General features: G+C 67.2%; 11 protein-coding genes. 7 read left to right on the top strand and 4 right to left on the bottom strand.

Annotation, left to right across the window (positions count from 1 at the left end; all coding sequences use genetic code 11):
* Nucleotides 1–3: 3 nt before the first annotated feature.
* From C1924_RS12735 to C1924_RS12715, 5 genes are read left to right on the top strand one after another with little or no spacing between them, the layout of a single operon-like run.
* Nucleotides 4–1,344, top strand: a complete 1,341-nt coding sequence (locus tag C1924_RS12735) for a sugar ABC transporter substrate-binding protein (RefSeq protein ID WP_108765640.1) — start codon at nt 4–6, stop codon at nt 1,342–1,344.
* Entirely contained in the window at nt 1,341–2,222 is an 882-nt protein-coding gene (locus tag C1924_RS12730) for a sugar ABC transporter permease (protein ID WP_108765639.1), read from the top strand. The genes C1924_RS12735 and C1924_RS12730 overlap by 4 nt, the downstream gene beginning before the upstream one ends.
* The gene (locus C1924_RS12725) at nt 2,219–3,055 is read left to right on the top strand and encodes a carbohydrate ABC transporter permease (RefSeq protein WP_108765638.1); all 837 of its coding nucleotides are present in this window, start codon (nt 2,219–2,221) and stop codon (nt 3,053–3,055) included. The genes C1924_RS12730 and C1924_RS12725 overlap by 4 nt, the downstream gene beginning before the upstream one ends.
* Entirely contained in the window at nt 3,052–6,219 is a 3,168-nt protein-coding gene (locus tag C1924_RS12720; protein WP_108765637.1) for a discoidin domain-containing protein, read from the top strand. Before C1924_RS12725 ends, C1924_RS12720 begins: the two co-directional genes overlap by 4 nt.
* 2 nt (nt 6,220–6,221) lie before the next feature.
* Nucleotides 6,222–7,112, top strand: coding sequence for an endonuclease/exonuclease/phosphatase family protein (locus tag C1924_RS12715; protein ID WP_108765636.1), 891 nt, complete (start codon nt 6,222–6,224; stop codon nt 7,110–7,112).
* Nucleotides 7,113–7,389: 277 nt separating this feature from the next.
* On the opposite strand, the gene C1924_RS12710 is transcribed toward C1924_RS12715, so the two are convergent.
* Nucleotides 7,390–10,614 (bottom strand): Rne/Rng family ribonuclease, encoded by a 3,225-nt coding sequence (locus C1924_RS12710; protein WP_108765635.1) that lies wholly within the window; start codon nt 10,612–10,614, stop codon nt 7,390–7,392.
* 408 nt (nt 10,615–11,022) lie between these two features.
* On the opposite strand from C1924_RS12710, the gene C1924_RS12705 reads away from it, so the two are divergent.
* Nucleotides 11,023–11,997, top strand: a complete 975-nt coding sequence (locus tag C1924_RS12705) for an RluA family pseudouridine synthase (RefSeq protein WP_108765634.1) — start codon at nt 11,023–11,025, stop codon at nt 11,995–11,997.
* A gap of 118 nt (nt 11,998–12,115) precedes the next feature.
* Here the strand turns inward: C1924_RS12705 and zupT are convergent, their stop codons facing one another.
* From zupT to C1924_RS12690, 3 genes are all read right to left on the bottom strand, one after another.
* On the bottom strand, nt 12,116–12,925 hold the full coding sequence (gene zupT, locus C1924_RS12700; RefSeq protein ID WP_108765633.1) for a zinc transporter ZupT: 810 nt from the start codon (nt 12,923–12,925) through the stop codon (nt 12,116–12,118).
* A gap of 98 nt (nt 12,926–13,023) precedes the next feature.
* Nucleotides 13,024–13,440, bottom strand: a complete 417-nt coding sequence (locus C1924_RS12695; protein WP_108765632.1) for an energy transducer TonB — start codon at nt 13,438–13,440, stop codon at nt 13,024–13,026.
* Nucleotides 13,437–13,787, bottom strand: coding sequence for a 4a-hydroxytetrahydrobiopterin dehydratase (locus tag C1924_RS12690; protein ID WP_108765631.1), 351 nt, complete (start codon nt 13,785–13,787; stop codon nt 13,437–13,439). Before C1924_RS12690 ends, C1924_RS12695 begins: the two co-directional genes overlap by 4 nt.
* Before the next feature lie 90 nt (nt 13,788–13,877).
* On the opposite strand from C1924_RS12690, the gene C1924_RS12685 reads away from it, so the two are divergent.
* A complete protein-coding gene (locus C1924_RS12685; RefSeq protein ID WP_108765630.1) occupies nt 13,878–14,477 on the top strand; it encodes an NfuA family Fe-S biogenesis protein in 600 nt (199 codons plus the stop codon).

Raw genomic sequence — 14,477 nt, 5'->3', positions numbered from 1 at the left:
ACGGTGCACGATTGGATTGACCGCCTGCGACGCTGGGCCCTGCCTGCGATGGCCGCATTGGCCATGGCCGGCTGCGCGCGCACCGAGCAGGGCACCACCACGGTCCGCTTCTGGGCCATGGGCCGCGAGGCCGAAGTGGTCAGTGAACTCATCCACGAGTTCGAGGCCGAAAACCCCGGTATCAAGGTGGATGTGCAGAACATCCCGTGGACGGCCGCGCACGAAAAGCTGCTGACCGCCTTCGCCGCTGATGGGCTGCCCGATGTCTGCCAGCTCGGCAACACCTGGGTGCCCGAGTTCGCCGAGCTCAACGCGCTGACCCCGCTGCAGCCGTTCGTGCAGCAGTCGACCGTGGTCGATCCGCAGGATTACTTCCAGGGCATCTGGGATACCAACGTCATCCACGGCGAGCTGGTGGGCGTGCCGTGGTACGTCGACACGCGCCTGATCTATTACCGCAAGGACCTTCTGGCGCAGGCCGGCTTCTCCCACCCGCCGCGCACCTGGGCGGAGTGGGACGCGCAGATGGCCGCGATCAAGAAGATGCAGGGCCCGAACCGCTACGCGGTGCTGATGCCGATCAATGAGTTCGAGCAGCAGTTGTCGCTGGCCCTGCAGCAGCCCGATGCGCTGCTGCGCGACGATGACACCCGCGGCAACTTTGCCAGCCCGGGGTTCCGCCGCACCCTGGCCTTCTACGCCAACATGTTCGAGCAGGGCTGGGCGCCGAAGATGTCCGAGACGCAGATCTCCAACGTCTGGGATGAATTCTTCCGCGGCTTCAACGTGTTCTACATCTCCGGCCCCTGGAACATCCGCGAGTTCAAGAAGCTGCAGCCCAAGGAACTGGAAGGGAAGTGGGGCACCGCCGCCCTGCCGGGCCCGGACGGCCCGGGCGCGGGCATTGCCGGTGGCACCAGCCTGGTGATCTTCCGCAAGTCGCAGCAGAAGGAAGCGTCGTGGAAGCTGATCGAATTCCTGTCGCGCCCTGAAATCCAGGCGCGCTTCCATTCCATCATTGGTGACCTGCCGCCGCGCCGCAGCACCTGGAACGCTCCGTCGCTGGCCAACGATCCGCTGGCGGCCGCGTTCCGCGACCAGCTCGAGCGCGTCAAGCCGACGCCGAAGGTGCTCGAATGGGAGCGCATCGTGCAGGAAATGCGCATCGTCACCGAAAAGGTGGTGCGTGGTGGCCTGGCGCAGGACAAGGCCGTGGATGAGCTGGACCAGCGCGTGGACAAGGTGCTGGCCAAGCGCCGCTGGATGCATGAACAACAACGCCTGCAGCGCAGCGACGCCCCCCCGGGCTCGGCCAGTGCAGTCGCGGCCGGGAGCCCGCAATGAAACGTTCGTCCCTCGCCGGCTGGATCTTCGCCGGCCCCTCGCTCATCGTGCTGGGTGTGTTCTTCGGCCTGCCGGTCGCATCGGCGCTCGCCCTGAGCGTGACCGACTTCGACCTGTACGCGCTGGCTGACAGCAGCAACCTGCGCTTTGTCGGGCTGGGCAACTACATCGACCTGCTGCAGACGCCGATGTTCTGGAAGTCGCTGTGGAACACCACCTACTTCGTGGTGATCGGCGTGCCCTTGTCGATCGGTGTCTCGCTGGGGGCGGCGATGCTGCTCAACGCACCGGCTGCGCGCTTCAAGGCGCTGTTCCGCACCGCGCTGTTCGCCCCGGTGGTGACCACCCTGGTGGCGGTGGCGGTGATCTGGCGTTACCTGTTCCACACCAGCTACGGTCTGGTGAACTACGGTCTGGGCCACATCGGCATCAGCCCGATCGACTGGCTGGGTGACCCCAACTGGGCGATGCCGACCATCATGCTGTTCGCCGTGTGGAAGAACTTCGGCTACAACATGGTGATCTTCCTGGCCGGCCTGCAGGCCATCCCGCATGACCTTTACGAGGCCGCACGCATCGACGGCGCCTCGCGCTGGAAGCAGTTCCTGCACATCACCCTGCCGATGCTCGGCCCGGTGCTGCTGGTGGTCGGTGTCATCACCGTCTCCGGCTACTTCCAGCTGTTCGCCGAACCGTACGTCATGACCCGCGGCGACCCACTGCAGAGCACCGTCAGCGTGCTGTATTTCATGTTCGAGGAAGGCTTCAAGTGGTGGAACCTGGGACGCGCTTCGGCTGTGGCGTTCCTGCTGTTCCTCATCATCCTGGCGGTGACCACCGTGATGCTGCGTTTCGGCCGCAAGAGGCAGTTGGTATGAGTCGTGAGATCGGCCAGTCGCGCTGGCACCCGTGGATGATCAATGGCGCGTTGCTGGTGCTGGCCCTGGTCAGCCTGGCACCGCTGCTGTGGATGCTCTCGGTGTCGTTTATGCCGCAGGGGGAGGCGACCCATTTCCCGCCTCCGCTGCTGCCTTCGCACGTCACCACCCACAACTACCATGAGCTGTTCGCACGCACCGGCATGGGCGGCAACTTCGCCAACAGCCTGCTGGTGTCGGTAGCGATCACCTTCGGCTCGCTGCTGCTGAACACCATGGCCGGCTATGCGTTCGCCAAGCTGAACTTCGTCGGCCGCGAACGCCTGTTCCAGGTGCTGATGGCGGCGCTGGTGATCCCGGCGCAGGTGGCGATGCTGCCGCTGTTCCTGCTGATGAAGCAGCTGGGCCTGGTCAACAGCTTCGGCGGCGTGATCGTGCCGGCACTGGCCAGCGTGTTCGGCATCTTCCTGGTGCGCCAGTACGCGCGCTCGATCCCGGACGAGCTGCTGGAAGCGGCCCGCATCGACGGGGCAGGTGAGCTGCGCATCTTCTTCCAGATCGTGCTGCCGATGCTCAAGCCGGTGCTGGTGACCCTGGCGATCTTTACGTTCATGGGCGCGTGGAACGATTTCATGTGGCCGTTGATCGTCTTGACTGATCAGGAGCACTACACTTTGCCGGTGGCACTGGCCACCCTCTCGCGCGAGCACATCATGGACGTGGAAATGATGATGGCCGGCGCGGTGGTCACCGTGGTTCCGGTGCTGGCCCTGTTCCTGGTGCTGCAGCGGTACTACATCCAAGGTCTGTTGCTGGGGAGCGTCAAGGGATGAAGCGAGCGATCGCCGTTGGATTGGGCCTGTTGTGGACCTCCCTGGCGATCGCCGCACCACCGGCGCTGCCGGCGCCCAAGGTGCTGGATGACTTCGATGACATCAGCGCGTGGAAGCTGGTGCTGTCCGACCAGGTCAGTGGTTCGCTGCGGCCGGTCGGCGGTGCCGGCGGTGGCCGCGCACTGTGCCTGGATTACGATTTCCACGAGGTGTCCGGCTATGTCGGCATCCGCCGCGCGCTGAACATCGAGTACCCGGCCAATTACCGGTTCGGTTTCCAGCTGCGCGGCGATTCTCCGCGCAACGACCTGCAGTTCAAACTGATCGATGCCAGCGGTGACAACGTGTGGTGGGTCAACCGGCCCGGCTACAGCTTCCCCAAGGCGTGGACGCCGGTGGAATACCGCCGCCGCCAGATCGACAAGGCCTGGGGGCCTTCGGCCGAAAAGGACATGGCGCGCAGCGCGGCGGTTGAGTTCACCGTGTACAGCAAGGTGGGCGGCCGCGGCACCGTGTGCTTCGACAAGCTGACCCTGCAGGGCCTGCCGCCGCAGGACAACTCGGCGCTGATGCCGTCGGTGATTGCCGATACGGCCACCGCGCTGCAGGACCGCATGATCGACGGCAAGAGCGATACGTTCTGGGTCAGCGGTGGGGTCAAGCAGCAGACCATCAGCCTGGACCTGCACAAGAGCCGCGAGATCGGCGGCGCGGTGATCGATTGGCTGCCCAATCTGGAAGCGACCCGCTACACGGTGCGTACCTCCGAGGATGGCCGCGACTGGCGTACGGTGCGCGAAGTCACGGGTGGGGGCGGCGGCCGCGACTGGCTGGCGATGCCCGATACCGACGCGCGCTATGTGCGCTTCGACCTGCAGGACGGCCCGAACTGGCGCTACGCCATCCGCGATATCGCGCTGAAGCCGCTGGCCTTCGCGGCGACGCCCAATGCGTTCCTGTCCTCGGTGGCGGCCGACCTGCCGCGGGGCGCGCTGCCCCGCGCGTATGTGGGCGAGCAGCCTTACTGGACGCTGCTCGGGCTTGATGGCGGGCAGGAACAGGCGCTCATCAGCGAGGATGGTGCGCTGGAGCCGGCCAAGGGCAGCTTCAGCATCGAACCGTTCATCCGCCTCGACGGCAAGCTGCTGGACTGGTCCAGCGTGGCCACGTCGCAGTCGCTGCAGGACCGCTACCTGCCCATCGCCACGGTCGACTGGGTGCATGAAAAGGCCGGGTTGTCGGTGACCAGCTTCGTGCAGGGTACGCCCGAGCGCGCCCAGCTGATCGGCCGCTACCGCCTGAGCAACCCGGACAAGGTTGCCCACGAATACACCCTGGCGCTGGCGATCCGGCCCTGGCAGGTGAACCCGCCGACCCAGTTCCTCAACACCACCGGTGGCTTCAGCCGCATCGAAGCGCTGGACGTGGGCGATCAGCTGGTGAAGGTCAACGGCGAGCCGCGCATTTACCCGCTGCAGGCGCCGGACGCGCGCTTCGCCACCACGTTCGACGGCAAGCTGGATGCCATGCATCTGGCCTCGGGCGCGTTCCCGACGACGACGGCAGTGAAGGACAGCACCGGCATGGCCTCCGGCGCGCTGATGTACACCCTCAAACTCGAGCCCGGCCAGAGCCGCGAGGTGGCCGTGGTGCTGCCCCAGACCGGCGGCTGGAAGCCGCAGGCGCTGGACGTGGCCAAGGCGCAGCAGCAGGTGGCCGCGATGTGGCGCGCCAAGCTGGGCGTGGTCAACCTGCAGGTACCCGCGGCGGGCCAGCCGCTGGTGGAAACCCTGCGCACCGCCGTGGCGCACATGCTGATCTCGCGCGTCGGCCCGCGCCTGCAGCCGGGCACGCGTTCGTACGCACGCAGCTGGATCCGCGATGGCGCCATGATTTCCGAAGGCCTGCTGCGCATGGGGCGCAGCGATGCCGTGCGCGATTACGTGAACTGGTACGCGCCGTTCCAGTTCGAGAATGGCAAGGTGCCGTGCTGCGTCGACGCGCGGGGCAGCGACCCAGTGCCGGAAAATGACAGCCACGGCGAGCTGATCTACAACATCGCCGAGTACTGGCGCTATACCGGCGACGGCACGTTCCTGGAGCTGATGTGGCCGCACGTGCAGGGCGCCTACCAGTACATGGAGCAGCTGCGCGCCAGCGAGCGCACCGAAGAGAACCGCGCGCGCAACCCCGCCTTCTACGGGATGATGCCGGCCTCGATCAGCCATGAGGGCTATTCGGCCAAGCCGATGCACTCGTACTGGGACAACTTCTGGGCGCTGCGCGGCTACAAGGATGCAGCGCAGGTGGCGGCGCAGCTGGGCAAGCTGGAAGCGATGCAGATCAGCGAATCGCGCGACCAGTTCCGCGACGACCTGCAGGCCTCCCTGCAGTCGGCGATGCAGCAGCACAACATCACCTACCTGCCCGGGTCGGCCGAGTTGGGTGACTTCGATGCCACTTCCACCACCATCGCGCTGGCACCGGGGGGCGAGCAGGGCCGGTTGCCGCAGGCAGCGCTGGAGGCGACCTTCGAGCGCTACTGGACCGAGTTTGTCGCGCGCCGCGACGGCAAGCGCGAATGGAAGGATTACACGCCCTACGAATGGCGCAACGTGGCCGCCTTCGTGCGCCTGGGCTGGCGCGACCGCGCCTGGCAGGCCACCCAGTTCTTCTTCAAGGACCGTGCGCCGCAGCCCTGGAACCAGTGGGCGGAAGTGGTTTCGCGCACGCCACGCACGCCGTTCTTCGTCGGTGACCTGCCGCATGCGTGGGTCGCATCGGATTTCGTGCGTTCGGCATTGGACATGTTCGCCTACAACCGCGACGCCGATGAGGCGCTGGTGCTGGCAGCGGGCATACCCACCGCCTGGTTCCAGGGCGATGGCATTGCCGTGCAGGGGCTGCGCACGCCGCAGGGCCAGTTGAACTATCGCCTGCAGCGCAGCGACAAGCAGCTGGTGCTTGAACTGCAGGCGGGCCTGGTGCCGCCGCCGGGTGGCGTGGTGCTGCCGTGGCCGTACAGCGGCGAACCGGGTGAGGCCACCATCAATGGCGAGCCGGCGGAATGGAGCAACCGCGAACTGCGCGTGCACCAGCTGCCTGCGCGCGTGGAGATCGATGTGCCAAGCGCGGTGCGCCGCGCCGAACGCAAGGGACAGTAAGCATGGTGTTGACGCAGGGGAGGGCGCGCGTGACCCTGCGCGCGCTGGGGTTGGCCGCCGCACTGGCATTGCCGGGCGTGGCCATGGCACAGCAGGCGGGTGAGCCCTCACCGGTTGCGGCCGCAGCAGCGACGGCGCCCGGCATGGGCATGGTGACCTTCAACCTGCACCATGACCGCGAAGACTGGCCGACCCGGCGGCGCACGATCCTGGCCGAGCTGAAGCGTCTGCAACCCGATGCCATCGCGCTGCAGGAAGTCATCCAGCGCCGCAACGTGCGCAACCAGGCGCAGTGGCTGGCCAGCCAGCTCGGCTACACGTACGTGTTCGTGTCCACCGATGCCGTCGGTGCACCCAAGCGCTATGGCAACGCACTGCTGACTCGGCGCCCGGTGCTGGCCCGCGGCGAGCATCTGCTGCAGCCGCTGGATGACTACCGCACCGTGGCCCACCTGCGCATCGACGTGGACGGGCAGCCGGTGAATGTCTACGCCACGCATCTGAACGAGCGCAGCGACGAGCGCGGCCAGGGCATCCGCCGCCGGCAGGTGGAAGACCTGCTGCGTTACACCGCCGAAACCTCGGCCGGTGCGCCGGTGGTGATCGCCGGGGATTTCAATGCGCTGGTCGACGCGGGTGACCTGAGTGAACTGCGCAGCCATTACGGCGACAGCTATGGCAGCGTGCACGTCAACACCGACCTGGCCGGTGTGAGCACCTTGAACCGCCATTACTACCAGGCACCGTCGCGCATCGACCACATCTTCTTCCAGCAGGACCGGATGGTCGCGCGCGACGCGAAGATCCTGTTCGACCAGCCCGACGACAGCGGCCGCTGGGCCTCGGACCACTACGGCGTCTGGACCCGGTTGCAGTTCGCCCCGGCGGATTGATGCCCCCGCTCTGGTAGGTGCCAACCTTGGTTGGCACGGGCGTGTCCGCGTGCATTGGATCAACGTTTCCCTGGTAGGTGCCAACCTTGGTTGGCACGGACGTATCCGTGTGCATTGAATCAACGGCGCCCTGGTAGGTGCCAACCTTGGTTGGCATGGGCCTATCGGCGTGCATTGAATCAACGGCGCCAACCAAGGTTGGCATCTACCGGGGCACAAACAAAAACGGCGGGGATCATCGATCCCCGCCGTTTCGTTCTACGCGATCAAAGAACGATCAATTCGCCGGCGGCGTACGCTTGGCGGCTTCTTCGTCTTCGTCCGATGCCTGGGCATCAGCGGCCTGGCTGGCCGAATCGGCATTGCCATCGGCTACCGGTTCGATCACCGGCGTCACCACCGCCTCGGCCACCGGGGCAGCGGCTTCGACCGGTGCGGCTTCGACGGCCACCGGCGCGGCCGGCTGCTCGACGACCGGAGCGGCCTCGACGGCCACCGGGGCGGCTTCAACGATCGGCTTCGCTTCTACCACCGGGGCGGCTTCAACGGCCGGGGCGGCTTCGGCGATCACCGGCTGGGCTTCAACCACCGGAGCGGCCTCCACGACCGGCGCAGCTTCGACGACGACCGGGGCCGGGGCGGCCTCCTCGACGACCGGCGTTGCTTCGGCCACCGGCGCGACCGGTGCTGCCGGCTGGGCCGGGGTTGCGGCGTCGATCTGGTCCAGCATGCTGGTCTGCACCGGCTGCGGGGCCGGTTCGGCCTTGACGGCCGGTGCCGGCGCTGCCGCTTCCTGCGGGGCCGCCGCGTCGACCACGGCGCTGCTCACGGCAACCACCGGGGCTGCAGCGGCAACCGCCGCCGGCGCACGTGCCGGCTTCGCGGTCTCCACGGCAGCCGGCTCGACGTCGTCATCGAAATCGAACTCCGGCTGCGAACGGGCGGGCTGCTCCGCAGCAACGGCCGGAGCGACCTCAACGGCCGTGTCGGCGGTCTGCTCGGCGCTGTCGCTGTCATCACCCTCGTCACCGTCGTCCTGGTCATCGCCCAGGGCATCGGTGCCAGCGGCGTTCTCACCGCCACCGCGACGACGGCGACGGCCACCGCGACGGCCACGGCGACGACGGGTCGCGCCTTCGCCTGCCTGCTCGCCTGCGCCGTCGGTTGCAGCGTCTTCGCCTGCAACGGCGGCTGCAGCGACGTCAGCGTCAGTGCCTGCGTTGGCCGTGACGTCGGCCACCGGGGTGGCATCGGCCACGACGACATCGGCGACCGGCGCGATGGGCGCAACCGGCGCGGTGCCTTCCTGTGCGGTCACCACGTTGGCGGTAACCGCCGTCGCGGCTACGGCCGCAGCGGCGGCTGCGGTGTCGACCGGTGCCTCGGCGGGCGTGCGCTGCGGCTTCTCGGCCGGCTTGTCGCCGTCCTGCTGCGGGCGCGGCTGCTTGGGCTGCTTCAGCTTCGGCTGCTGCTGGGGGTTCTGGCCCTGCTGCTCGTTGCGCGGCTGCTTCTGCTGCTGCGGCTGGCCTTCCTTCTGCTGCTTGCCCTGCGGCTGCTGCTGGGCGTTGCCGTTGTTGTTGTTGCCCTGACGGCCGTCCTTGCGCTGCTCACCGCGGTCCTTGCGGTTGCCGCCGTCCTTCTGCTGCTGCGCATTGCCATTGCCACGGCTGTCGTCGCGACGGTCCTTGCGGTCCTTGTTGCGATCCTTGTTGCGGTCCCTGCGGCCGCCGTCCTGCTGCGGCTGGCGGGCCGCCGGGGCAGGCGCGGGTGCCGGCGTGGAATCGCCGCCGAAGATGCGCTTGAGCCAGCCGACCACGCCGCCCGTGGCGACCGGGGCCGGGGCGGCAGCCACCGGGGCCGGGGCCGGTGCAGCCACCGGTTCGGCTTCTGCACGCACCGGGGCCGGCGCGGTGTGCTTGACCTGGGTGACGGCCGGCGGCGGGATGTTCAGCTGGCCCTTGGTCAGGGCATGTACCGGCAGCTTGCGCGGGGTGCCGCGCTGGTAGCTCGGCTTGCTGCTCTCTTCGCCCAGCTCGTTCTCGCGCAGGCGCGTCACGGTGTAATGCGGCGTGTGCAGCTGCTCGTCGGCGACGATGACGATCGGCGCCTCATGGCGCTGTTCGATCTCGCGCAGTGCGCTGCGCTTTTCGTTCAGCAGGTAATTGGCGATCTCCACCGGGGCCTGGACCAGCACCTGCCCGGTGTTCTCCTTCATCGCATGCTCTTCAGCCACGCGGATGATCGACAGCGACAGCGACTCGACGCTGCGCATGCGGCCGTGGCCATCACAACGCGGGCAGACGATCTGGCTGGATTCGCCCAGGCTCGGGCGCAGGCGCTGGCGGCTCATTTCCAGCAGGCCGAAGCGCGAGATGCGGCCGACCTGGACGCGCGCGCGGTCGTACTTCAGCGCGTTGGCCAGGCGGTTTTCCACTTCACGCTGGTGCTTGTTGGAGGCCATGTCGATGAAATCGATGACCACCAGGCCGCCCAGATCGCGCAGGCGCAGCTGGCGGGCCACTTCCTCGGCCGCTTCCAGGTTGGTCTGGAAGGCGGTGTCCTCGATGTCGCTGCCCTTGGTGGCGCGCGAGGAGTTGACGTCGACCGCGGTCAGCGCTTCGGTCTGGTCGACCACGATCGAGCCGCCCGACGGCAGGCGCACGTTGCGCTCGTAGGCACCTTCGATCTGCGATTCGATCTGGAAGCGGTTGAACAGCGGGATGTCGTCCTTGTAATGCTTGAGCTTGCGCAGGGTCTGCGGCATCACCTGCTGCATGAACTCCTTGGCGTGCTCGTACATTTCCTCGGTGTCCACCAGGATCTCGCCGATGTCGGCGCGCAGGTAGTCACGCAGGGCGCGCACGATCAGGCGCGATTCCTGGTAGATCAGGAACGGGGCGGGCTTGCTCAGCGCCGCGTCGGCGATGGCACGCCAGACGTTCAGCAGGTAATCCAGGTCCCACTGCAGTTCTTCCGCATCGCGGCCGACGCCGGCAGTGCGGATGATCACGCCCATGTCGTCGGGGATGTTCAGCTTGTCCAGGGCGTCCTTCAGGGCGGCCCGGTCTTCGCCTTCGATGCGACGGGACACGCCGCCCGCGCTGGGCGAGTTCGGCATCAGCACCATGTAGCGGCCGGCCAGGGAGATGAACGTGGTCAGGGCGGCGCCCTTGTTGCCGCGCTCTTCCTTGTCCACCTGGACGACGATTTCCTGGCCTTCCTTCAGCAGCTCGCGGATGCCGGCCTTGTTGTGGTCGACACCGGCCTGGAAGTAGTCGCGGGAGATTTCCTTCAGCGGCAGGAAGCCATGGCGGCCACCACCGTACTCGACGAACGCCGCTTCCAGCGAGGGCTCGATGCGGAAGATCCGGCCCTTGTAGATGTTGGACTTCTTCTGTTCCTTCGACGGCTGTTCGATGTCGATGTCATACAACGACTGGCCATCCACGATGGCAACACGCAGCTCTTCAGCCTGCGTGGCGTTGATCAGCATTCGCTTCATTGTTGCGTTCCTCGCAAGCGGCTACCGCGCGGAACGCCATGGGGTTTCGCCTCTGGACACGGCTCGCCGCCCATTCGCGCAAGCGCGGGGAGGGCGGCTTGGGTTTCCAGCGCTACGACACCACGGCAGGCCGCGGGAGCGCTTCACTCTTATGGGTTTTGGGGTGTAGCAGGGCCGCAGGCAGCTGTCAGCCAGGCTGGAGCGCCACGCGGGACATGTTCAGCACGGTTGCGTGTCAGGCATCCGGCGATGGCCGGGAAGGCCGGTGAGCCGCTAACATGGCCGCCCCGCGGGCGGTGGTCGCGCACTGTGCCGGATTCGTCGGAAGCTGGGCTTCTGGCCCTGAGTAACTTCCAACGAAATCAATCCCTTATCTCGCCCCCCGAGTGTAACAGAATAAACAGCCCGATGACTGCCTCAGACCCCACCAAGCCCGCCGCCGACAAGCCTTCCGTGCGCATGATCACCGTTCCCGAGGATCGTGCCGGCCAGCGCCTGGACAATTTCCTGCTGGGCCAGCTCAAGGGCGCCCCGCGCAGCCTGGTCTACAAGCTGGTCCGCAGCGGCCAGGTCCGCGTGAACGGCGGCCGTGCCAAGGCCGAGCGCAAGCTGGAGGCGGGCGATGAAGTGCGCGTGCCGCCGGTTCGTCTCACTGAAGAAGGAGACAAGGCCGGCCCACCCGAGGCGTTCATGCGCCGCCTGGAGCAGGCCATCGTCTTCGAGGACGCGCGGCTGCTGGCGCTGAACAAGCCGACCGGGGTCGCCAGCCATGGCGGCAGCGGCATCAGCTTCGGCGCCATCGAGACCCTGCGCGCGCTGCGTCCGGGGCAGACCCTGGAACTGGTCCACCGGTTGGATCGCGACACGTCCGGCCTGTTGATCGTGGCCAAGAAGCGTTCGGCGCTGAGCGAGCTGCAGGCGCTGCTGCGTGAAGACCATGGTGCCGGCATCCGCAAGCGCTACCTGACCCTGCTGGCCGGGCGCATGCCGGATGGCGTGATGACCGTTGATGCGCCGCTGCACGTCGGCCTGCGCCAGGGCGGCGAGCGCCATGTGCAGGTGAATGCGATCGGCAAGGAATCCATCAGTCACTTCCGGGTGCTGGAGCGCCGTGGCGGCCATTCCTACTGCGAGGTACGCATCGAAACCGGGCGCACCCATCAGATCCGCGTGCACGCCCAGCACCTGGGCCATCCGGTGGCGGGTGATGACAAATACGGCGATCCTGCAGTGAACAAGCGGCTTCGTGAGCAGATCGGCCTGAAGCGCCTGTTCCTGCACGCGGCCTCGCTGGAATTTGCGCTGGACGCGGGCAAGACGCCCTACGTGCTGAATGCACCGCTGGCCGATGAGCTGGTGGAGGCGCTGGACCGGCTGAAGTAAGGAGTCCTTGTAGCGGCGAGCTCTTCGGCCGGCTGCGGCGGAGAGCCAGTCGAGCAAGCTCGGCTCTACCCGAGGGCGGTAGATCCACGCCATGCGTGGATGCGCCCTTCGCGGCCCCTCACCACTTGAACAGCACCAGGCTGATCGCCAGGGTCCCCATGCCGGCCACCAGCCCATAGACGGTCTCGTGGCCCTTGGCGTACCGCTTGGCGGCCGGCAGCAGCTCATCCAGTGCCAGGAACACCATCACGCCGGCAATCAGCCCGAACACCCAGCCGAACGTGGCATGCGACAGCGATCCCTTCAGCAGGAAGTAGCCGAGCACCGCGCCCACCGGCTCGGCCAGCCCGGACAACAGGCTGGCCAGGAAGGCGTGCAGCTTGCTCTGCGTGGCGAAGTACACCGGCACCGCAATGGCGATGCCTTCGGGAATGTTGTGGATGGCGATGGCAAAAGCCAGCGGCATGCCCACCGAGGGGCTTTCCACAGTGGCGAAGAAGGTCGCCAGGCCTTCCGGGAAGTTGTGTGCGGTGATCGCCACGGCCGTGAGCAGGCCCACGCGCTTGATGTAGGCCTTGCTGGTGTCGCGGAACGCTGGTTCCTTTGAATCCAGCGTCTCGTGCGGGTTCGGGATCAGGTGGTCGATCGCCACGATCGCCAGCACCCCCAGCAGGAAGGCTACGGTGCCGTAGGTGAATCCGCTGCGCTCGCCGTAAGCCAGGGCGAACGAGGCGATTGACTTGTTCAGGATTTCCGACAGCGACACATACACCATCGCGCCGCCAGCAAAGGCCAGGCCGAAGGCGAGCAGGCGTGGGCTGGGCTGGCGCGAGAACAGCACCAGCAGACTGCCGATGGCGGTCGCCAGGCCGGCCGCGAGGGTGACCGCGAGTGCGAGCCAGAAGTTTTCCGGGGAGATCTGCAGCATTTACCGACGCGTTCCTGGGGGTTCAGACGCCGCCCTGGGACGGGCCGGGGCGGCAGGAGTGAGGCGGGCGTCGGCTGACCTCGTTGCTATATAGGCCTTCAGCCGCCGCGGCGCATCCGTTCTTCGATGGCGAAGCACTGGTCCGGCTTCGGCTGCGGCGGGTTGAAGCTGATCGGCACCTGGATGGTGGCTGGCACGGCCTGGCCGTTGCGGGTGGCGGCCTTGAACTCCCAGGCCTGCACGGCGGTCCTGGCCAGGTCATCCAGCTGCGCATTGCCGGCGCCGGTCAGCAGCAGCACTTCGCTGGGCTTGCCGTCGGTGCCGATGGTGACCTTGAAGGTGCTGGTGCCACCCACCCCGGTGCAGGCCAGTTCCATCGGGTACTGCGGCGGCGGGGTCTTCACCGCGGCCACCTCGGTGGGTGGTGCGGCCGGCGGGGGCGGTGGTTCGGAGGAACCACAGCCGGCCAGGCCGGTGGCGGCCAGCAGGGACAGGCTCAGCAGTCGAACATTCATTTCACATGCTCCGTCAGGGCCGAAGTCTTGGCCGCGCAGATGAAGTCGTTCTCGCTCAGGCCGCCCACGTCGTGGGTGGAATAGCGCACGACGGCGCGGTCGTAATGCACGCCCAGGTCCGGGTGGTGGTCCTCGTGATGGGCGATCCAGGCCAGCGCGTTCACGAAGGCCATGGTGGCGTAGTAATCCTTGAAGCGGAACGTGCGTACCAGCGCCTGGCCGGCTTCGGCCAGCTCCCAGCCCGGCACCTGCGGCAGCAGTTCGGCCAGGCGCGCCTCGCCCAGCTTGTGGTCGCTGCCTTTTCGCGGCACACAATGCGCCTGTGCCAGCGGAATCAGGTCGGACATGGGTTCCTCCACCTCGTGTTGACTGAACATTGCGCCGGCCGGTGTATAAATCGAATGAGCGAGCGGCGCTGACTTGGCTAGAATAGCCTGATGATCCAGATCTCCGACACTGCCCAGACCCATTTCCGCAAGCTGATCGAACGCGAGGGCGTGCCCGGCATGGGCGTGCGCCTGAGCGCCGTCGATCCCGGCACCCCGCGCGCAGACGCCCGCCTGGAATTTGCCGAACCCAGCGATCTGCTGGGTGACGAGTGGGCCGTGGACTGCGATGGCTTCACCCTGTACGTGGACGCGCGCAGCGTGGCCTGGCTTGATGGCGCCGAGATCGACATCGTTCCGGGCAACGCCGGCACCCAGCAGCTGACGATCAAGGCGCCGCGCATCAAGGGCGAAGCGCCGGGCGAAGCCGCCTCGCTGGTCGAGCGCGTGCACTGGGTGGTGGAGAACGAGGTCAATCCGCAGCTGGCGTCGCATGGCGGCAAGGTGGCGGTGCAGGAGGTGTCTGCCGATGGCGTGGTGCTGCTGCGCTTCGGTGGCGGCTGCCAGGGCTGTGGCATGGCCGACGTGACGCTGAAGCAGGGCATCGAGAAGACGCTGATGGGCCGCGTGCCGGGGGTGACCGCCGTGCGCGATGCCACCGACCATGACAGCGGACACGCGCCGTACATTCCCCGCGGCAACGCCGCCTGA

This window comes from Stenotrophomonas sp. ESTM1D_MKCIP4_1, assembly GCF_003086895.1.
GTDB lineage: Bacteria > Pseudomonadota > Gammaproteobacteria > Xanthomonadales > Xanthomonadaceae > Stenotrophomonas.
This window is presented reverse-complemented; position numbering and strand designations above follow the sequence as displayed.

Excerpts from the sequence above, each read along its gene's own strand:
- C1924_RS12730 (WP_108765639.1), top strand. The coding sequence starts at position 1,341 with ATGAAACGTTCGTCCCTCGCCGGCTGGATCTTCGCCGGCCCCTCGCTC.
- C1924_RS12725 (WP_108765638.1), top strand. The coding sequence starts at position 2,219 with ATGAGTCGTGAGATCGGCCAGTCGCGCTGGCACCCGTGGATGATCAAT.
- C1924_RS12720 (WP_108765637.1), top strand. The coding sequence starts at position 3,052 with ATGAAGCGAGCGATCGCCGTTGGATTGGGCCTGTTGTGGACCTCCCTG.
- C1924_RS12715 (WP_108765636.1), top strand. The coding sequence starts at position 6,222 with ATGGTGTTGACGCAGGGGAGGGCGCGCGTGACCCTGCGCGCGCTGGGG.
- C1924_RS12710 (WP_108765635.1), bottom strand. The coding sequence starts at position 10,614 with ATGAAGCGAATGCTGATCAACGCCACGCAGGCTGAAGAGCTGCGTGTT.
- C1924_RS12705 (WP_108765634.1), top strand. The coding sequence starts at position 11,023 with ATGACTGCCTCAGACCCCACCAAGCCCGCCGCCGACAAGCCTTCCGTG.
- zupT (WP_108765633.1), bottom strand. The coding sequence starts at position 12,925 with ATGCTGCAGATCTCCCCGGAAAACTTCTGGCTCGCACTCGCGGTCACC.
- C1924_RS12695 (WP_108765632.1), bottom strand. The coding sequence starts at position 13,440 with ATGAATGTTCGACTGCTGAGCCTGTCCCTGCTGGCCGCCACCGGCCTG.
- C1924_RS12690 (WP_108765631.1), bottom strand. The coding sequence starts at position 13,787 with ATGTCCGACCTGATTCCGCTGGCACAGGCGCATTGTGTGCCGCGAAAA.
- C1924_RS12685 (WP_108765630.1), top strand. The coding sequence starts at position 13,878 with ATGATCCAGATCTCCGACACTGCCCAGACCCATTTCCGCAAGCTGATC.